Origin of the sequence: Streptomyces sp. RP5T (assembly GCF_003933965.1) — a bacterium.
GTDB lineage: Bacteria > Actinomycetota > Actinomycetes > Streptomycetales > Streptomycetaceae > Streptomyces.
Map to the genome: position 1 here is coordinate 1 of NZ_RSAJ01000030.1, position 17,397 is coordinate 17,397.

Annotated in this window: 19 protein-coding genes and 2 pseudogenes; 8 read left to right on the forward strand and 13 right to left on the reverse strand. The window is 71.5% G+C overall.

Features of this window, described 5'->3' with window-relative positions; all coding sequences use genetic code 11:
- Positions 1–3 precede the first annotated feature (3 nt).
- From EHS43_RS05500 to EHS43_RS05515, 5 genes and pseudogenes are all read right to left on the reverse strand, one after another.
- Positions 4–909: a universal stress protein gene (locus EHS43_RS05500; RefSeq protein WP_125189395.1), complete on the reverse strand. Its 906-nt coding sequence runs from the start codon at positions 907–909 to the stop codon at positions 4–6.
- A gap of 542 nt (positions 910–1,451) precedes the next feature.
- A complete protein-coding gene (locus tag EHS43_RS05505) occupies positions 1,452–2,378 on the reverse strand; it encodes a carbamate kinase (protein ID WP_185806117.1) in 927 nt (308 codons plus the stop codon).
- 3 nt (positions 2,379–2,381) lie between these two features.
- Positions 2,382–2,636, reverse strand: a pseudogene (locus EHS43_RS47430) (ornithine carbamoyltransferase subunit F); the annotation flags it as partial.
- Between the two features lie 162 nt (positions 2,637–2,798).
- Complete coding sequence (locus EHS43_RS05510) at positions 2,799–4,013, reverse strand: arginine deiminase (protein WP_125189396.1); 1,215 nt, start codon at positions 4,011–4,013, stop codon at positions 2,799–2,801.
- Between the two features lie 19 nt (positions 4,014–4,032).
- Positions 4,033–5,493 (reverse strand): APC family permease, encoded by a 1,461-nt coding sequence (locus EHS43_RS05515; protein ID WP_125189397.1) that lies wholly within the window; start codon positions 5,491–5,493, stop codon positions 4,033–4,035.
- Positions 5,494–5,776: 283 nt separating this feature from the next.
- Between EHS43_RS05515 and EHS43_RS05520 the strand changes: the two genes are divergently transcribed.
- Together EHS43_RS05520 and EHS43_RS05525 are read left to right on the forward strand one after the other, a co-directional pair.
- Positions 5,777–6,490 carry a CBS domain-containing protein gene (locus EHS43_RS05520; RefSeq protein WP_125189398.1) on the forward strand — a complete coding sequence of 238 codons (714 nt, stop codon included), beginning with the start codon at positions 5,777–5,779 and terminating at the stop codon, positions 6,488–6,490.
- A 35-nt stretch (positions 6,491–6,525) separates the two neighbouring features.
- Positions 6,526–6,747, forward strand: coding sequence for a hypothetical protein (locus EHS43_RS05525; protein WP_125189399.1), 222 nt, complete (start codon positions 6,526–6,528; stop codon positions 6,745–6,747).
- Between the two features lie 315 nt (positions 6,748–7,062).
- On the opposite strand, the gene EHS43_RS05530 is transcribed toward EHS43_RS05525, so the two are convergent.
- Positions 7,063–7,758: a hypothetical protein gene (locus tag EHS43_RS05530; RefSeq protein ID WP_125189400.1), complete on the reverse strand. Its 696-nt coding sequence runs from the start codon at positions 7,756–7,758 to the stop codon at positions 7,063–7,065.
- A 58-nt stretch (positions 7,759–7,816) separates the two neighbouring features.
- Positions 7,817–8,005 (reverse strand): hypothetical protein, encoded by a 189-nt coding sequence (locus EHS43_RS05535; RefSeq protein ID WP_125189401.1) that lies wholly within the window; start codon positions 8,003–8,005, stop codon positions 7,817–7,819.
- Positions 8,006–8,264: 259 nt separating this feature from the next.
- Here EHS43_RS05535 and EHS43_RS05540 point away from each other — a divergent pair, with 259 nt between their 5' ends.
- The 4 genes from EHS43_RS05540 to EHS43_RS05555 all read left to right on the forward strand — a co-directional run bounded on the left by EHS43_RS05540 (position 8,265) and on the right by EHS43_RS05555 (position 12,189).
- Positions 8,265–9,155: a universal stress protein gene (locus tag EHS43_RS05540; RefSeq protein ID WP_125189402.1), complete on the forward strand. Its 891-nt coding sequence runs from the start codon at positions 8,265–8,267 to the stop codon at positions 9,153–9,155.
- A 209-nt stretch (positions 9,156–9,364) separates the two neighbouring features.
- Positions 9,365–10,606: a pyruvate ferredoxin oxidoreductase gene (porA, locus tag EHS43_RS05545; RefSeq protein WP_125189403.1), complete on the forward strand. Its 1,242-nt coding sequence runs from the start codon at positions 9,365–9,367 to the stop codon at positions 10,604–10,606.
- A gap of 226 nt (positions 10,607–10,832) precedes the next feature.
- Complete coding sequence (locus EHS43_RS05550) at positions 10,833–11,219, forward strand: hypothetical protein (RefSeq protein ID WP_125189404.1); 387 nt, start codon at positions 10,833–10,835, stop codon at positions 11,217–11,219.
- A 313-nt stretch (positions 11,220–11,532) separates the two neighbouring features.
- Positions 11,533–12,189, forward strand: a complete 657-nt coding sequence (locus EHS43_RS05555) for a hypothetical protein (protein ID WP_125189405.1) — start codon at positions 11,533–11,535, stop codon at positions 12,187–12,189.
- Here EHS43_RS05555 and EHS43_RS05560 read toward each other — a convergent pair.
- The 4 genes from EHS43_RS05560 to EHS43_RS05575 form a co-directional block, all read right to left on the reverse strand.
- Positions 12,147–12,623 (reverse strand): MSMEG_6728 family protein, encoded by a 477-nt coding sequence (locus EHS43_RS05560; protein ID WP_125189406.1) that lies wholly within the window; start codon positions 12,621–12,623, stop codon positions 12,147–12,149. The genes EHS43_RS05555 and EHS43_RS05560 overlap by 43 nt on opposite strands.
- Before the next feature lie 10 nt (positions 12,624–12,633).
- Positions 12,634–12,882, reverse strand: coding sequence for a DUF2945 domain-containing protein (locus tag EHS43_RS05565; protein ID WP_125189407.1), 249 nt, complete (start codon positions 12,880–12,882; stop codon positions 12,634–12,636).
- Positions 12,883–12,997: 115 nt separating this feature from the next.
- Entirely contained in the window at positions 12,998–14,038 is a 1,041-nt protein-coding gene (locus EHS43_RS05570) for an MASE1 domain-containing protein (protein ID WP_185806119.1), read from the reverse strand.
- Positions 14,039–14,088: 50 nt separating this feature from the next.
- The gene (locus tag EHS43_RS05575) at positions 14,089–14,919 is read right to left on the reverse strand and encodes a PP2C family protein-serine/threonine phosphatase (RefSeq protein ID WP_125189409.1); all 831 of its coding nucleotides are present in this window, start codon (positions 14,917–14,919) and stop codon (positions 14,089–14,091) included.
- 196 nt (positions 14,920–15,115) lie between these two features.
- On the opposite strand from EHS43_RS05575, the gene EHS43_RS05580 reads away from it, so the two are divergent.
- Entirely contained in the window at positions 15,116–15,727 is a 612-nt protein-coding gene (locus EHS43_RS05580) for a TIGR03086 family metal-binding protein (RefSeq protein WP_125189410.1), read from the forward strand.
- An 85-nt stretch (positions 15,728–15,812) separates the two neighbouring features.
- Positions 15,813–16,421, forward strand: coding sequence for a universal stress protein (locus EHS43_RS05585; RefSeq protein ID WP_260470396.1), 609 nt, complete (start codon positions 15,813–15,815; stop codon positions 16,419–16,421).
- A gap of 72 nt (positions 16,422–16,493) precedes the next feature.
- Here EHS43_RS05585 and EHS43_RS47435 read toward each other — a convergent pair.
- A pseudogene (locus EHS43_RS47435) lies at positions 16,494–16,653 on the reverse strand (DNA-binding response regulator); the annotation flags it as partial.
- 111 nt (positions 16,654–16,764) lie between these two features.
- Positions 16,765–17,397: a potassium-transporting ATPase subunit C gene (locus EHS43_RS05595; RefSeq protein ID WP_125189411.1), complete on the reverse strand. Its 633-nt coding sequence runs from the start codon at positions 17,395–17,397 to the stop codon at positions 16,765–16,767.

A 17,397-nucleotide genomic window follows, 5' to 3' on the forward strand; every position in this document is an offset into this window, starting at 1 on the left:
GGGTCAGCTGTGCGGGACGACGGTGACCGGTGCGGTGCAGTGGTGCAGGACGGCGTGCGCGACCGCGCCCACGTGGGTGCCGAGCGGGGCGCGTCGAACGCGGCGGCCCACCACGACCAGGGAGGCCTCGCGGGAGGCGTCCAGCAGATGGTTGGCGGGGCTGCCGGACCGGGAGATCCCGACGACGTCCACCGACGGGTACTTCTGCCGCCAGGGCCCCAGGACCTCGGCCAGCTCCGCGGCCTTCTGCCGGGTGATCCGGTCGTGCTGTTCGAGGTCGGCCGAGAGGCCGTAGACGTAGTACGGCGGCAGGTTCCAGCTGGCGACGACCCGCAGGCCCGTCTCACGTCGGGCGGCCTCCTCGAAGGAGAACCCGAGCACCGAGTCGTCGGGGGCGCCGGTGTCGAGGCCCAGGACGACGGGGCGGAACCGGGTCGCCGTGGACGGGTTGCCCGCCGGGTCGGGTTCGTGCTCGTCGGTGGCCTGCTCCCCGGCACGGACCAGGACGACCGGCCGTTCGGCGTGGGCCACGACCGACAGACCGACGGAACCGAGCATGAAGCCTCCGATGCCACTCAGTCCGCGCGAGCCGAGGACGAGCAGTTCGGCGCTCTTTGCGGCCTCCGTGAGGATGTCGGCGGGCCGGCCGGGCACGTGCTCCGTCAGCACCTCGACACCCGGGTGCCGCAGCCGGATCCCCTCCGCCGTCTCACGCGGCACCTTCTCGCTCCAGTACTGCAGGGTTTCACCGCCCAGCAGCGGGGCCTGGGCCATCGGCTCGGGCACGGGCTCCCAGACGTGCAGCAGCGTCAGCGGCAGCCCGCGGAGCGCGGACTCGCGGGCTGCCCAGTCGGCGGCGGCCAGGCTCTCGGCGGAGCCGTCGAGACCTGCGACAACGGTGCGGATCATGGTTCTGCCTCCTGACCGGGATGTCTGCCTCCAGCGTCGTGCGGGGTGCCACGGCGGTGCAGGGGCCGCTGGTCCCGGGCCCGGGCCGACCGGCCCCGGTGGGCGTGACTCGGCGGGCCTCGGGCGGGGCCCGCCGTGCCGTGCGAAGGTCCCAGCGGCCACGCCATCCCCGCCCCCGTGGCCGCGAGAGCGATCAGGACGACCGCGTAGATGACGTGGTAGTCGACGAACGGGTTGGTCAACATGCTCGGCGAGCCGTCCGAGATGTGCTTGGCCGGCGGCCAGGCGCAGGCCGATCCCGGTCAGCGAGACCACGTTCCGCTCCTGGGCGAACGACACCTGGGCGGACTGGCTGTTCATGCTCGGTCTGCCGACGAATCCGGTCAGCGGCCTCAGCCCGGCGAGAACGTACGCACCGGTCGCCGTCGTCGTCGCGATGGCGGTGCCGGCCGTTCCCGGGCGCCGCAGCGACGGGAAGGAAACCGGTGCTCCGCCGCTCGTTCCCTGCGTCTCCCGATCCGCTCGCCGCTCCCCCGTGCCGGTCACCCGGCGACGGGGAGGTCCGGGCGGACCAGGGTGCCTGCTCTGCCGTGCAGCATCTCGTACGCGGCGTCCAGGGAACCGATCGCGGCCAGGCCGCCGGTGCGTTCGACGAAGCGGGCGGCGGCCTCGGTCTTGGGGCCCATCGAACCGGCGGCGAAGTGGCCGCGGCGCAGGCTGCTGGGGGTGGCGTCGTGGAGCGGCTGCTGGCGCGGAGTGCCGTAGTCGGCGTAGACGTTGGGGACGTCGGTGAGGACGAGCAGGAAGTCGGCCTTGAGGTCCTCGGCCAGCAGGGCGGCGGTGAGGTCCTTGTCGACGACTGCCTCCGCCCCGGTGAGGGCGCCGGTGTCGGGATCGGCGACGACGGGGACGCCTCCGCCCCCGGCGCAGATGACGAGCGTGCCGCCGGTCAGCAGTTCGTGGATCGTGTCCGTCTCCACGATCCGTTCCGGAAGGGGTGAGGCGACCACACGGCGCCAGCCCTTGGTGTCCTCGGCCACCCGCCAGCCGTACCTGCGGGCGAGGTCGCGCGCCACGCCCCGCGGGTAGACCTGGCCGACGAACTTGGCGGGCCGCAGGAAAGCGGGATCATCGGCACGCACCAGGGTGTGGGTGATCAGCGCGGCGATGCGGTGCCCCGGCAGGGTGTCGTACAGGGCGCGCAGTAGCAGGGAACCGATCAGTCCCTGGGTCTGGGCGCCGAGGAGGTCGAGCGGATAGGGGGCGCTGAGGGCGGGGTCGGTGGCACTCTCGACGGCGAGCAGGCCGATCTGGGGGCCGTTGCCATGGGTGACGACGACCTCGTGGTCGATGGCCAGCGCGGCGACGCCCGTGGCCACCCGGTCGATGTTGGCGGTCTGGACGTCCGCGTCGGGGCGTTCGCCCCGGCGGAGCAGGGCGTTGCCGCCGAGGGCGACGACGATGCGCATGGTTCAGTCCTCCAGGGTGGCGACGAGCACGGCCTTGATGGTGTGCAGCCGGTTCTCGGCCTGGTCGAAGACGATCGAGGCGGGCGACGAGAACACGGCGTCGGTGACTTCCAGCGCGTCCAGGCCGTAGGCGCGCAGGATGTCGCGGCCCAGGCGGGTGCCGCGGTCGTGGAGGGCCGGCAGGCAGTACATGAACCTGACGTCCGGGTTGCCGGTGAGCGCGAGGGTCTTGTCGTTGACCTGGTACGGCAGCGGCAGGGAGTTGCCGGTGAGCCGGGGCTCCTCGGTGCCCGCCCGTCCGGCTGTCTTCAGCTGTGCGGCGAGGTCGAGGAGATGGTGGATCTCCCGGGCGGTGAGGTCGAGTTCGCTCAGGAAGGAGCGCCCTCGCAGGTCGACGGTCATGATGCCTCCTCCGCTCGGTCAGCCGGCCGCGTCGCGTTCGATCGGACAGCTCATACAGCGCGGTCCGCCTCGGCCGCGGCCGAGTTCGGCGCCGCTGATGGTGACGACCTCGATGCCCTGCTCGCGCAGGTGGGTGTTGGTGGTGACGTTGCGCTCGTAGCCGACGATCACGCCGGGGGCGAGGGCGAGGAAGTTGCTGCCGTCGTCCCACTGCTCGCGCTCGGCGCCCCGGATGTCCTGGGGCGCGGAGAGCATCCGCACCTTGTCCAGGTCGAGCGCCTCGGCCAGTACCGTGGCGAGGTCGAAGTCGGCCCTGACGTCGAAGCCGGTGGCGAGCGCGGAGTTCGGGGTGAGCGTCCACGAGCGCAGGCAGTCCGCGAGGCCCGGGTAGACGGCGAAGGCGTCCCGGTCGACCATGGTCAGTACGGTGTCGAGGTGCATGTAGGCGCGTGTGCGCGGGAGTTGGACCGCGATCAGGCGGTCCGCCGTGCCGCGGGCGAAGAGCCTGGACGCCAGGTTCTCCACGGCCTGTGCGGTGGTCCGCTCCCCCATGCCGACCATGACGGCGCGGTTGCCGAGGACATGGACGTCCCCGCCTTCGAGGGTCCCGACGGGGCCCTCCAGCAGGGGTTCGGGCGCGGTCGCGGCGAACAGCGGGTGGAAGCGGTAGACGGCCTGGGCGTGCAGGCTCTCCCGGCGCCGGGCGGGCATGGCCATCGGGTTGACCGACAACCGGTCGTACACCCAGCAGGAGTTGTCGCGCGGGAAGAGGTGGTTGGGCAGCGGGGTGAGGGCGAAGTCGTCGGTGTCGAGCGCGTTCCAGACCAGGCTGTGCGGGGTGGTGAGCGGCAGGTCGCTCTTGAGGATCCCGCCGATCAGGTGTCCGGCGAGGGTCTCCCCGTCCAGTTCGGCGCAGAGCTGTCGTACGGGATCGACCAGGGCCGGGCCGACGGTGGCCGGGGTGACGACGCGCTCCAGCAACCAGTCGCGGGCCTCTGGCAGGTCGAGGGTCCGCGCCAGCAGGTCGGCGAAGTAGTGCACCTTGGTTCCGTGGTCGCGCAGCACCTGGGCGAAGGCGTCGTGCTCCTCGCGGGCCCGCTCGGCCCACAGGACGTCGTCGAAGAGGAGTGCGTCGACATTGCGCGGGGTGAGGCGGGACAGTTCGAGTCCGGGCCGGTGCAGGATCACCTGGCGGAGCGCTCCCACCTCGGAGTCCACATGAAAGCGGTTCATGACGATCCTTCCGGACGGCTCAGTCGTGGTGGCGGAGGAAGGTCGCGCGCGGGCTGCGGGCCCGCGGGATCCTGGGGACGGACGGAGGCGTCTCGGGCGCCCGGGTCAGCGGGGCCTCGGGGCCGCCGGTCTGCTCGATGCCGTCCTGGGCGCGGTCGCGCTTCAGCCAGACGTAGACCGGCAGACCGAGCAGCAGCACGAACAGCCCGTAGTACACGGTCTGGTAGCCGCTGCCCTGGATCGACCAGTACGAGAAGGCCATGGCGAGCGCCGCGACGGCTGTGTCCCGGACCAGGCGGCGCCGGCTCAGGGTGTCCCGGCCCCGGGTCAGCAGCCAGTGCAGCTGGGCGGCGGCCGAGAACAGGTAGGGGATCACGGCCGTGAGCACGCTCAGCAGCACGATCCGGGTGAAGACGTCCTCGAAGCGGGTGTAGCTGAACACGGTGATCAGCGAGGCGAGGACGGTCGAGGCGACGATGCCGAACACGGGGACACCGCTCCTGCCGCGCGTCCTGGCGAAGGCCTCCGGGAAGAGCCCGTCGCGGGCGGCGGCGTACGGCATCTCCGCGCACAGCATGGTCCAGCCGTTGAGGGCGCCGATGCCGGAGACGACGGCGGCCACGGCGACGGCGTCACCCGCCCAGGTGCCGCCGACGATGTTGTTCGCGGCGTCGGTGAACGGCGCGGTGGAGGCGGTGAGTTCGCCGTGCGAGACCGTGCCGAACACCGCGAGGGTGCCGAGGAGGTAGATGGCGGCGCAGGCGAGGGTGCCGCGGACGGTGGCGCGCGGGACGTTGCGCCGCGGGTCCCGGACCCGGCCGGCGACCACGGAGGCGGCCTCCAGGCCGAGGTAGCTGAACAGCGCGATGGCCGCGGCGGCCGAGATCGCGCCGAGCGCCGATCGGTCGCCGGCGTTGAAGGCACCGAAGTTGTCGGGGTCGACGAACAGCAGACCGACGGTGGCCATCAGGACCAGCGGTACGAACTTCAGGACCGTGGTGATCACTTGGAAGGCCCCGGTGTTGCGCACCCCGCTGAGGTTGACCGCGGCCGGAATCCACAGGCCGACGAGTGCGATCACCACCGAGATCCCGGTCCTGTGGCCGGTGTTGACGAAGACCTCGACATAGCCGACCCAGGCCACCGCGATCGCCGCGTTCCCGGCCCAGGCGGTGATCCAGTACGACCACGCGTTGAGGAATCCGGCGAACTCGCCGAAGGCCTCACGGGCGTACACATACGGGCCGCCGCTCGCCGGGACGCGCTGCGACAGGGACCCGAAGGTCATCGCGAGCGCGAGAGCGCCGAGGGTGACGGCGACGAACGCCACGAGGGCGATCGGGCCGTACGGCGCGAGTGCGGACGGCAGGGCGAAGACACCGGTGCCGATGATGCTGCCGATGACGAGCGCGGACGCGGCCGGCAGACCGAGTCCCGCTCCGGAAGCGGCGCTCGCCCCACCCCTGGCCGACCTGGACATGACTGAACTCCTTGTGCCGAACACCGCGGAAGATCCCTTCTGTTGTGATCCTTCTCCGCCATGTCGTCCCGGGTGAGCGGCCACAGGTCCCGTCGGCGGGCCATTGGTCCTGGTGCCGGTCGGCCGCTCGGCCCACGGTGGCGGAGGGGGTGGGGCGCACGTGGGCCCGCTCCCGGTGTCGGGGCGAGGGCCGGTCGGCGCGGTCTCCGGCCCGCTCAGCCCATGTGCCGGGGCAGGGCCGGGCCGGATGCTGAAGGGCGAGGACAGTGAAGGAGGACATGCCATGAAGGCCACGAAGATCGGCGCTGTCATGGTCGCCGACGTCGTCACCGCCGACCGCGACACGCCGTTCAAGGAAGTCGCCCGGCTGCTGGGCGAGCATCGCATCAGCGGGCTGCCGGTCGTCGACGAGGACGACCACGTCCTCGGAGTGATCTCGGAGACCGACCTGCTGCTCCGGCAGGCCCGCGCCCCCCACGCCCGCAGGTGGCGTGGTCGTCGCCATGGGATCCGCGGGGCCGTGGCCAAGAGCCGTGCCCGGACCGCCGCGGGACTCATGTCGGCACCGGCGGTGACCGTGCCCGCCGACGCCACCGTCCCCGAGGCCGCCCGGCTCATGGCCAACCGACGTGTGGAACGGCTGCCCGTGGTGGACGAGGAGAACCGGCTCGTCGGCATCGTCACCCGCCGCGACCTCCTGGAGGTCTTCCTGCGTACCGACGACGAGATCCGCGCCGCCGTGGAGCAAGAGGTGTTCCTCAACACCTTGTGGCTGGCCCCTCAGAACGTCACGATCTCGGTCCGCAACGGCGTGGTCACCCTCTCGGGCGTGCTCGAACGCCGCACCGAGAAGGCCATCGCCCTCCGTACGACCGGGCGGATCGACGGGGTCGTCGGCGTGGTCGACCGCCTGTCGTACCGCCTCGACGACACCCGGCTCCAGCCGGCCGAACAGGCCCTGCACGGCGTGGCCGACGGCTGGCTGCGCAGGTTGTGAATCCGTTTCCCGCGCACCGATGATCGGAGGCAGTCATGGTTCCACTTCTCCTGCTGGCAGCGGCCGTCCTGGGCGCCTGCCTGGTGTTCGGGTACAGCTCGTTCGTCGTCGGCTTCATCCTGATGGCGGCCGGCGTTCTGGGCCTGATCGCGTTCATGTCCACGCCGGGCGTGATCCGCAGGCCCGGTGAGAACGAGGTGGTCATCGAGAAGCACTTCATCGGCGACGGCGACGACCACCGTCACTACCGCACATGACCGGTTCGGACACGGTGCCGTGGGCGGCGTCCCACGGCACGGCGACTGCGTCCCATCGGTCACGGTCCCATCGGTCAGGACACGTCAGGGCACGTCAGAACACGGGGGCATGCGCTTGCACCGTCCGTGTCCGTCGGTCGTCTCGCACCGTCGGTGGCGCCGGCGCGGTCGGCTCGCCGACACCCTCGCCGACACCGCGGATACCGCGGATGACCCGGCGCATCCTCAGCGCGTCGAGGACCGCGGCGGAGACGAAGGCAGCGCCCGCCGCCACCAGCAGGAGTACGCACCGTTCCCACGACCTCGACCTCGGCGTCACGGGAGCGTGTCGAGTCGGGTGCGCAGGTTGTGGAACTGACGGGTCTGCATGACGAAGTGCGCCGGTTCCCCGAACAACAGGTCGATCGGACCCATGAGCCAGCGGGGTCGTCCCTGACCGCGCGTACGCACCACCAGGCGGCTCTCTCCGAAGGGAGACGGCGTCAGGTGGAAGCTCCAGACACCGCCCAGGTGGGCCGCAGGCAGCGGGCGCGACCGGGGGTCGATGGAGCGGCCGGAGGCCAGGTTCAGGTCGGAGCGCAGCACCAGCGTCCGGTTCGGCTCCAGGCGGGCCACCGTGAACCAGGATCTGCCGTCCGGTGTGGCGGGCAGCCGCTGTCCTTCCTTGAGCTGCTGCCACTCGGGGACGACACAGTCGGCGCTCGGCTCCCCGAAGTGGTCCAGGTGATCCCAGCTGTACCAGCCGGCACGGTCTCCGCCCATCTGGACCAGCCAGGGCCAGACCGCCTCGGGCGGCGCCGGGAGGGTGGTGGCCATGGTCGACATGCCGTCGGCATCGGGCACGAGTTCGTCACCGGGATAGGTCCTGTCGACCTCCTCCGGCGTCGCGCCCCAGGTCAGAAGCCTCGGCCGGAATCGCAGCGCGTAGAGCGCCACGGTCGCGGAGGCCAGCACGGGCAACGCCGCCAGCAGTAGTGTTCCCGCTCGTCGGCAGGGTCGGGAGTCGGACATCGGTTCCTCCCTTCAGCCGGCCGGGACGGCCCTGGCCGCCCCGGGGTGCCGCCGGGTCTCAGCGGTGCACCAGGTGCCTTTCAGGCTGTTCGACGGGCGCGTCCACGCGCCGGCCGGACTGCCGCCGCTGCCGCATGCGCAGCACCAGCGTGTCGAGCACGGCGCTCACCGCGACCGTGGCCACGGTGAAGGTGACCAGAAGGACGGTGAACAGGGTCCAGAATTCGGGAGTCAGAGAGGTACCCACAGAGCTCACCTCCTTCGCCGGACGGGTCGTCTCACCTCCTCATGCAACAGCCGGGACGACGGCGCCGCAGGATGCCGAAGGTCACCACGTCGGAGCCGAACGGCCCATGCGGCGCGCTCCCAGCACGACGCGGACACCGGCCCGGTCCGTGACGTACGGGCCGTTCGGTCCCCGCGAGAGGACTCCCAGCCCCTGCCCCGGCCGTCCGCACGAAGGGACGCTGGAATCGGAGGAGACCTGGACCAGGGAGGTGTCGGCCATGCTTCGCCCCGTCGTCGTAGGCCTGGACGGTTCACCCGAGAGTCTCGCCGCCGCCGACTGGGCGGCCAGGGAGGCTCTGCGCCGCGGGATCCCGCTGCGCCTGATCCACGCGTGGGAAGGGCTGCCGCCCGACGCCGCCGACCTCCCCGAACTGGAGGCCCCGCGCCACTGGGCCCGGCGCATCCTGCGGGGCGGCCTGGACCGCCTCAACGAACGCTATCCGCAGCTGTATCTCAGCGCGGACCAGATCTCCCGCCCCGCGGCGGACGCCCTCGTCGAGGAGGCCGCCGCAGCCGAGATGCTGGTTCTCGGCAGCCGTGCCTTCAGCGGCCTCGGGGGATTCATGTCCGGTTCGGTCGCGTCGGCGACGATGGCCCACGTGGCACGGCCCGTCGTCCTCGTGCGGGCGGGCCAGGGCCTTGAGGACGAGCACGTGCCGGACGCGGAGGGCCGGCCCTGCGCCCGTACCCCGTACCGCGCCGTCGTGGTCGGCCTCGACCCGGCGCACTCGTGCGAGGAACTCCTCGCGTTCGCCTTCGAGAGCGCCAGGCTGCGTGCCGCGCCGCTGCGAGCCGTGTACGCGTGGCAGCTGCCGTACATGCCCACCGCATCCGAGACGAAGGTCCGCGGTGCGCTGAGGGAGACCGCCGAGCGGACGCTGGCCGCCATCATCGCCCCGTGGCGGGACAAGTACCCCAGCGTCGAGGTGCACGCGCTGGCCGAGGAAGGGCGTGCGGCGCAGGTGCTGGTGGACGTCACGAAGGACGCCGGGCTGCTGGTCGTCGGGCGCCGGATCCGCCCGGCCAGGCTCGGCGCCCACACCGGGCCGATCACCCACGCGGTCGTGCACCACGTCGGGTGCCCGGTCGCCGTCGTCCCGCACGAGTGACGCACGGCGCGGCCTCGTCTGGCTCCGGGAGCCGGAAGGGGTTGGACGGGGCCGGGCTCCACGCCGTGGGAGGGCCGAGGAAGAGGAGAGCCCAGTGTTCCAGGTACACCGCGCTGTCCCGCCCGCTGTCATGACCGCCCCGGCAACGGCCCTGGCGGTTCGCCACTGCGGGCACCCGGTGCCGAACACGTTGTGTGGGGAGCCGGCCCGTGCTGAAGCAGACTGAGGGGTCGCGCGCGGTCGCGAAGGCCGTCGCACGCTGTCGGCCGGAAGTGATCGCCGCCTGTCCGGTCCCGCCGCAGACCCAGCTCGTGGATGAGCTGAGCCGCCTGGTGAAGTCCGGGTCGCTGAAGCCCTGCACGTACGTCGACGTCGAGTCGGCGTTCGCCGCGTTGTCGACGTGCGTCGGGGCCTCGGCGGCCGGTGCCCGCACCTGCACGGCGACCGCGAGCCCGGGCCTGCTGCACATGGTGGAGCCCCTGTACAACGCCTCGCGTCTCGGCCTGCCGATCGTGCTCACGGTGGCCAACCACGCGAGCGGCGCCCCCAGCAACGCCGGGAACGACCACAGCGACACCATGTCCCAGCGGGACTCGGGCTGGGTCCAGCTGTACGCGCGCGACCACCAGGAGGCCGCCGACCTGCACCCACAGGCGTTCTGGCTGGCGGAGGAGTTGTCCTTGCCGGTGATGGTGTGCGTGGACGGCTTCGCGCCCACGCATGTCCGGAAGCGGATCAAGGTGCCGGAGCAGTCTCTGGTCGACGCGTTCCTACCGCCGTACGAGTCCCGGCGGGTCCTGGACCCGGACGACCCGGTCTCGATCGGCGCGCGGGTCGGCCCGGACGCCTCGACGGAGGTGCGCTACCTCGCCCACGCCAAGCAGATGCGGGCGCTGGAGGCCATACCCGACATCGCGGCCGAGTTCCGGCGGGTGTTCGGGCGGGACTCCGGCGGGCTGATCCACCCGTACTGCTGCGACTTCGCGGACACGGTCGTCGTGGCGCTCGGCTCGGTGCTGGGCACGGTGTGCGACGTCGTGGACGAGATGCGCGAGGCCGGGGTGCGGATCGGGGCCCTCGGGATCACCTCGTTCCGGCCGTTCCCGCTGGAGGCGGTACGGACCGTGCTCGGCAACGCTCAGCGGGTGGTCGTCCTGGAACGCGCCCTCGCGGTCGGCGTCGGCGGGATCGTCTCGGCGAACGTGCGCACCGCGCTGTCCGGTATCCGGCTCGACGGGCACACGGTGGTCGCCGGGCTCGGCGGGCGCCCGATCGCCGAGGAGTCGCTGCACCGGCTGCTCACCGACGCGATCACCGGGAGGCTCGGGAAGCTGACCTTCCTGGACCTCGACACGGAGCTGGTCGAGCGGGAACTGGCGAGGATGGCCCGGACGAGGAGGTCCGGCCCGTCGGCGAAGAACATGCTGCGCGACCTGGGGAGCGACCGATGAGTGCCGCACCACGGGTGAAGGTTGACCGAGCCGGCAGCCGCGCGGGACAACTCCGTCTAATGGCAATGGAGTTGCGCGCCGAGCGACCGCCGTCGACGGCGACACCATCGACATCGGGCTCGGTTCTTGGGACCCCCGGCCCCGGCTGAGGGTCGGGTGGCCCCTGGGAGCGGAGCGGCACACAAGTCACTCTGGAACCACGCAAGGGATCGAAGGGGTGGAGCACATGACTCCCAGGGACACCGGTGGCGCCGACACCGTCGCGGTGCGCGCCGAGGGTGGCGTCGACGAGCAGGAACTCGCCTACATCCGGGCCAAGGTGCGGGCAGCCCTCGACCGCCCGGGTCTCCCGCCCGCCGTCGGCGAGGTACGCGTCTCCCGGGCCGTCGCACACCATGGCGGACAGCCCTGGACCGCGGGTGGCGAGATAAAGGTGGGCAGCGATCTCATGGTCGTGCACGCCCGAGAGGCGACCGCGTACGAGCTTGCGGACCGACTGCAGGACCGTCTGCGCGGCCAGGTGGAGCGGGCGGCGCACCAGGGAGTGGCAGCCCGCAGAACCGCCGCCCCGCCCCCGTGGCGAGGGGGCCCGACGGGTGAGCATCAGCGGTAGGCCTGTCCGGCGGATCAGGCTCTGGCAGGGCGCAGGGCTCCTCGGGATCGTCCGGAGGAACCCTGCGGCACGGGGGCGGGGCTCCCTCGGACGGTCCCGGGGGCGATGACCGGGTGGTCAGCAACTCGGAGTCCGCAGCTCGGCGTTCGTCCCCCGTCGCACGAGGTGGGTGGAAGCTAGCGGGTCTACGCGGGGCCACGGGAGCACCGCGAAGAACCCCACCTCATGACCCGGTGCGGCCCACGGACACGGTCGTTGTCGGTGCCGTCTGCGATGATCCCGCGTGGTCCGGAGACACACGGTGGGAGGCTTCATGTCCTTCGGCTTCAAGACGTCATGGCTGGCCGTGCGAGACGCCGGGCCGGAGGAAGTCGCCGATGCGCTCGGCCTACGGCACCGACAGGCCATCGACTGGACGACCGGCACCGAACTCGCCTACGGGCAAGGGGTCTTCGTGGCCAGACCGGTCCCGGAGTGGACGCTCGCCCACGGCAGGATCCATCTGTCGCACCGCACCGACCCGTCGCGCCCGGACTTTCCCACCTGGCTGCGGACGCTGGCCGGACAGGTCGGGGACCTTCAGTTCTTCGCGACCGACCGTGTCACCGAGTACCACGCCTGGGCCCGGGTGGAATCCGGTGAACTGACCCGCGCCTACTGCTACATCGGCATGAGCGGCGACGTCCCCCTGCGCCTGGGAGAACCCACCGCCGTGGAGAGGGAACTCGGCGTCGGACTGGTCGGGTGCGAAGAGGTCCGGCAGGACTGGGGAGAGGCCGAATGGGACGCCTGGCACGACGCCATGCCGACGGAACACGAGGTGATGCGCATCGCGGCCGACTGGAGTGTCTGTCCGCCGCTGATCGAGGACGGCTCCGTAACCGATCCCGGGATCCACGGATTCCCACCAGGGGCAGAACCGAGCCGTCAGCCTGGTTGCCGCTCCCTGTCGGACGCGGGCCACACATAGGGGAGGTCGTCGGGTACCCCGGGGAACAGGTCGCCGTACACCTCCGGGTCCTTGCGGACGAGCGCGGAGCGATGGCTTTCGTGGAACGCCTCGTCACCGTGCCAGGGCGGCAGCTCACCCGCGCTCGCCAGCGCCGCCTGGTCACGCACCGCAGTTCCGGGGTGTGCGGCGGCCAGTCCGGCCACCAGCGAGGCGGCGCAGCTGTCCTGGTGCCCGTGTTCGCGCCAGACCCGGCAGATCTCCAGGCCGTACCGTACGAGCGCCTCCTCGTACCCCGCCCACATCCGTACGGCCGGATGCCGACGCCAGCCGTATCCCGGCACCGTCAGACCACGCAGGACCTGCAGGGCCTCGACCCGCTGCTTGCCCAGTCGCCGCCGGTCCAGCAGCAGGGCCGTCCGACGGAAGTCCGGGTGGGGCAGGAAGGTCTGCATGGGTGCTCGCTCACTTCTTGCGCAGCGCGGACGGCTTGTGCACCGCCGTGTTGCCGGACTTGGCGCTGCGCACCTCGTACTGCGGCTCGTCCGGGGAGGCGTCCACGGTGCGGCCCGCGGCCTCGGTGCGTCGGGTGAGCTTGCGGACCACCTTGCCCTCGGCGGTGCTGCCGTGGCTCCGCCAGGTGACCTCGTCGCCGTGGGTGAGCTGCTCGCTGCCGGCCTTGTTCTGCTCCTTCTTCGTCCTCTTCTTCGTCATCGCGGTTCCTCCGTTGCGCTGCGTCCAGGACGTCATGGCGAGGTCACGGCCGCCGTCTCCTGACCTTTACTTCGGGACGAAGGCGGCGCACGGATGCATGTCACCTCCGTGAGGCTCAACGCCCGGTCTCGGGCTGCCGGGGCCTGCCGTCGGCCGGTGGACGGTCCCGGGACCCCTCGGGGCGAGCCGGCCTCCCCCGGGGCGCGTCCCCGGCGGTGAGATGTTCGAGGACCTCGACGAGTTCCTGGCAGGCTCGTTCCACCGAGTGCCGGGTGGTGCGCTGCTCCGTGATCATGGCGGAGAGCAGCAGGGCCGTCAGGGCGATGGTGCCGTTGAAAGCCTGCAGTTTGATCATGACTTCGATCCGGGACAGCCCCTTGAAGGGCCCGGCTCCCTCCGTGGCGGCGACCGTGGCCATCACGGATGTGACGAGCGCGCACGACATGCTGCCGACCAGCTGGAAGCGCAGCGCGGCCCAGATCAGCAGGGGGTAGACGAGGAAGAGCACGCTGAGCCTGCTGTGGGTGACCAGCGGCACGACACAGCAGGTCACGAGGATCAGCGCGGTGGCCTCCAGCCGGTGGGACGGACGCGGGGGCCACCGTGCCGCACGCAGCCACAGCAAAAGCGGCGTCACGATCAGGACGCCCATCGCGTCGCCCACCCACCACGCCAGCCACACCGTCCAGAAGCTGTGCGTGTCCAGCTGGTCCGTGATCACGAGCATCCCGACGCCCACCGTGGCACTGATCAGCATGCCGGTCAGGGCACCGAGGAACACGAGGGCCAGGCCGTCCCGCAACCGGCTCAGGTCGGTACGGAAGCCCACCGCACGCAGCATGAGGTACGCGCAGACGGGCGCCGCCGTGTTGCCGGCCAGGTTGCCGAGGACGTCGGGGCTGAGCGACGTGAGGTGCGTGATGACGAGCAGGGCACCGAGGGCGATTCCGGCCCAGACACGCAGCCCGAAGATGAGCAGACCGGCCACCGCGATGCCGGTCGGCGGCCAGATGGGGGTGAACACGGCCCCTTCGACGGTCAGGTTCCACAGGAGCCCGAGTCGTCCCGCGGCGTAGTAACAGCCGGCGACGGCCAGCGTCTGGAGGGCGAAGACGCCGGTCCGGCGCAGATTCTCGGTACCCACCACACTGGCCATCAGACACCGGGGACGTCGTTCCGGCGAGGTGGGAGCGGCCGTATGCCGCCCTACGGCTGAGATTCGGACCTTTCGTAGCCGACGACGAGCACCGCGGCGTCGTCCTCGTGCCCCACCTGGTCCGCGCCCCGCATCACGGCGGTGGCGAGCGCGCCGGCGTCCATGCCCGCCACGGCCGCGCGTCCGGCGAGCCGTACGACCTGGTCCAGGCCCTGACCGACCTCCATGGACGGCCCCTCCACCACGCCGTCCGTGAGCAGGACGAACACGCCTCCCGTGGTGAGCCGATGACAGGTGACGGGGTACGTCACGCCGGCCTCGATACCCAGCGGCGGGCCCCCCTCGTCGGTGCCGATACCGCTCCTTCCGTCCGCCGTCGCCCAGACGAGCGGGATGTGCCCGGCCCGCGCGCTCTCCAGCACGCCGGTGGCCGGGTCGAGGCGCAGGAAGGTGCACGTGGCGAACAGCTCGGTGCCCAGGGACAGGAGGAGGTCGTTCGTCCGGGCGAGGAGTTCGCCGGGCTCGCTCGTCACGGAGGCGAGTGCGCGCAGGCCGACGCGTACCTGCCCCATGAAGGCGGCGGCCTCGATGTTGTGTCCCTGGACGTCCCCGATGGACAGCCCGATCCTCCCGTCCGGGAGGTGAAAGGCGTCGTACCAGTCCCCGCCCACGTTGAGACCGTGACAGGCCGGCGCGTAGCGCACTGCCAGGTGGTATCCGGGCGCCGTGGGCATCTCCGCGGGTAGCATGCCGCGCTGCAGGGCGATGGCCAGCTCGACCCGGGAGCGCTGAAGCTCCGCGTACTCACGCGCCCTGGAGGTCAGCGAGCCGAGTCTGGCCAGCAGCTCGTCGCCGTCGTATGCGGGGCCCTTGCGGGACATGCGCCACTCCGAAGGATGTGCATCCCCTTTGGGGCACCAGTTGTGGGGCACCAGCCCAAAAGCACTCTTATCGGATGGTATCGGATGCGACGGGTGTCGGCATGACCGGACTGGAGCTGCCGCGGACCACTTGCCGAAGGCGGTCCCGTGACAACACCCTTCATCGCGTGATGACACCACGAATGGGGGCTCCGGGATGAGCGATGGCGTGATCTCAAGCGGCTGGGACGTCCTGGACGCCGCACACGAAGCACTACGCGTGACGGTCCGCGCCGTCCCCGCCGACGGCTGGCACCTGCCGACGCCCTGCACGCGGTGGACCGTCACCCAGGTCTTCCAACACGCCGTCGGTGACCAGATCGGTTTCGCCGCCGCGCTGACCGGCGAACCCGGCCCCGACTTCGACCCGTTCGCCCCCTCGGGCGACATGGCGGGGGTGAAGCCGGAGACGCTCCTGGAGGACGCCCTGACGCGCGCGGCGAGGGCCTGGGCGGGCGTCGACCGGGACGCCGCCGAGGTGTCCACGCCGGTGCCGCCGCACACGATGTCCCCGTGGTCCGGCTCGACGGCCTGCGGGCTGGACGCGGCGGTCCACGCGTGGGACATCGCTGTGGCGACGGGCCGGCCGTCCCCGCTCTCGCCCGCGCTGGCCCGCCCGCTCCTCAAGGTCGCCAGGCAGATCGTCGAGCCGCTTCGTTCCTACGGCGCGTACGCCGCCGCCCTGCCTCCCGAGCAGGGCGAAGACGACGTGGCGATCCTCCTGCGTCACCTCGGCCGCGACCCTCGTTGGAGCGCCTCTCAGGGGTAGGAGGGCTTGCACCGGCAGTGACCAGCGGCCGTCGGAGGTGTGTCGGAAAAGGGCGCAGAACCTGTTCGAAACGCTCTCAACGGGCATGAGATGGAGACGATTCGAGGAGGAGACGATGTTCGAGGTCCGTCCGCCCGCAGCCGCTCGCGTCGTGGTGGGAGTGAGCGGTTCACTGGGCAGCCTCACCGCTCTGGCCCGGGCCGCCGAGGAGGCCCGGCACCGCGGGGCCGAGCTGTGGCCGGTGCTGGCGTGGGAGCCGCCCGGCGGGGAGCTCGCCGTCGGCAGGTCCCCGGCCACGGCCCTCATGGTCGGACAGTGGGAGCAACTCGCCCGGGAAACGCTGCTCACGGCGCTGGGCGAGGTGTTCGGGGGCGACGGTCCCGGGCTCCCGATGCGGGCCGTCATCGCCCGCGCGACCCCGGGGCGGGCGCTGGTGCAGATGGCCGACCGGGAGGACGACCTCCTGATGGTCGGTGCCGGTCGGCGCGGCCGGCTGCGTCGCGCACTGCGCCCGTCGGTCAGCCGCTACTGCCTGGCCCATGCCGCCTGCCCGGTCCTCGCGGTGCCGCCGTCCCCGCTCCAGAGCGACCTCGCGGCCGTGCATCGCCACAACATGTGGGGGCTGCGGCTCGACAGCGGCGACCTTGAGCGGGAGTTCGAGACCGTGCCGCCGGATCCTGACGGCAGGGGGTAGGTACGGCCGGACTCCTTCGCTGGTACTTCCTGGCCGGCCGGTCGATGCTGAAGTCCGCCGTCTCGACGGGCGCACCTTCTCTTCCGAGCCCTGCCGGGCGGACAGCACCAGGATCGGCACCCGGGTCCAGCCGCTCGGGCCCCTGATGACCTCGACACGTCCATGTCGGGAGATCGATGACGAGGGCCCGAACGAGCCGCGGGTCGTCCTCCCCCACCAGCGCCCCTGCCATCGGCGTGCGCCCTCCTGTCGTACATCGGGTGATGTACCTGGTCATGGCTGCGGGAACCGGCGGACCCGGTCGTCGCGGGCCGCCGGCTCCCCGGTGGGCCGGGTGGCCCCGTCAGCTCCTGGCCGCGAGCGCCCTGAGCGCGATGTTGAGTTCGAGGACGTTCACCCGGGGCTCGCCGACGAAGCCGAGCGTGCGGCCGTCGGTGTGGTCCTTCACCAGCTTCTCCACCGCGGAGACCGGGAGGTGGTTGCGTGCGGCGACCCGGTGCACCTGGAGTTCGGCGTACGCCTGGGAGATGTCCGGGTCCAGGCCGGAGCCGGAGGAGGTGACGGCGTCGGCCGGGACCTGGGACGGCTCGACCGTGTAGCCGGGCACGGAGTTGTCCTTGACAACCTTCGCCTTCTCCTGCTCCACCGACGCGATCAGCTTCTTGTTGTCGGCGGAGAGGTTGGTGGCGCCCGAAAGGATCAGCTTGTACCGGGTGTTGGTCGAGTTGGTGCCGAGTCCGTTCGCCGGACGGGACTGGAAGTAGTCGAGGCTATAGCCCTGTTGACCGATCAGCGAGGAGCCGACGACCTTGCCGTCGTACGCGATCTCGGAGCCGTTCGCCTTGTGGTGGAACAGCGTCTGGGCGAGGCCGGTGACGACCAGGGGGTAGATGACACCCGTCACCAGGGTCAGCACGAGGAGGGCACGCAGGCCCGCCCCGAGCAACCGGGTGGTGTTCGTGACCGAGTTGTTCAT

Bases quoted from the DNA above. Each gene is read 5' to 3' on its own strand.
- EHS43_RS05500 (WP_125189395.1), bottom strand. From the start codon at position 909: ATGATCCGCACCGTTGTCGCAGGTCTCGACGGCTCCGCCGAGAGCCTG.
- EHS43_RS05505 (WP_185806117.1), bottom strand. From the start codon at position 2,378: ATGCGCATCGTCGTCGCCCTCGGCGGCAACGCCCTGCTCCGCCGGGGC.
- EHS43_RS05510 (WP_125189396.1), bottom strand. From the start codon at position 4,013: ATGAACCGCTTTCATGTGGACTCCGAGGTGGGAGCGCTCCGCCAGGTG.
- EHS43_RS05515 (WP_125189397.1), bottom strand. From the start codon at position 5,493: ATGTCCAGGTCGGCCAGGGGTGGGGCGAGCGCCGCTTCCGGAGCGGGA.
- EHS43_RS05520 (WP_125189398.1), top strand. From the start codon at position 5,777: ATGAAGGCCACGAAGATCGGCGCTGTCATGGTCGCCGACGTCGTCACC.
- EHS43_RS05525 (WP_125189399.1), top strand. From the start codon at position 6,526: ATGGTTCCACTTCTCCTGCTGGCAGCGGCCGTCCTGGGCGCCTGCCTG.
- EHS43_RS05530 (WP_125189400.1), bottom strand. From the start codon at position 7,758: ATGTCCGACTCCCGACCCTGCCGACGAGCGGGAACACTACTGCTGGCG.
- EHS43_RS05540 (WP_125189402.1), top strand. From the start codon at position 8,265: ATGCTTCGCCCCGTCGTCGTAGGCCTGGACGGTTCACCCGAGAGTCTC.
- EHS43_RS05550 (WP_125189404.1), top strand. From the start codon at position 10,833: ATGACTCCCAGGGACACCGGTGGCGCCGACACCGTCGCGGTGCGCGCC.
- EHS43_RS05555 (WP_125189405.1), top strand. From the start codon at position 11,533: ATGTCCTTCGGCTTCAAGACGTCATGGCTGGCCGTGCGAGACGCCGGG.
- EHS43_RS05560 (WP_125189406.1), bottom strand. From the start codon at position 12,623: ATGCAGACCTTCCTGCCCCACCCGGACTTCCGTCGGACGGCCCTGCTG.
- EHS43_RS05565 (WP_125189407.1), bottom strand. From the start codon at position 12,882: ATGACGAAGAAGAGGACGAAGAAGGAGCAGAACAAGGCCGGCAGCGAG.
- EHS43_RS05570 (WP_185806119.1), bottom strand. From the start codon at position 14,038: ATGGCCAGTGTGGTGGGTACCGAGAATCTGCGCCGGACCGGCGTCTTC.
- EHS43_RS05575 (WP_125189409.1), bottom strand. From the start codon at position 14,919: ATGTCCCGCAAGGGCCCCGCATACGACGGCGACGAGCTGCTGGCCAGA.
- EHS43_RS05580 (WP_125189410.1), top strand. From the start codon at position 15,116: ATGAGCGATGGCGTGATCTCAAGCGGCTGGGACGTCCTGGACGCCGCA.
- EHS43_RS05585 (WP_260470396.1), top strand. From the start codon at position 15,813: ATGAGATGGAGACGATTCGAGGAGGAGACGATGTTCGAGGTCCGTCCG.
- EHS43_RS05595 (WP_125189411.1), bottom strand. From the start codon at position 17,397: ATGAACAACTCGGTCACGAACACCACCCGGTTGCTCGGGGCGGGCCTG.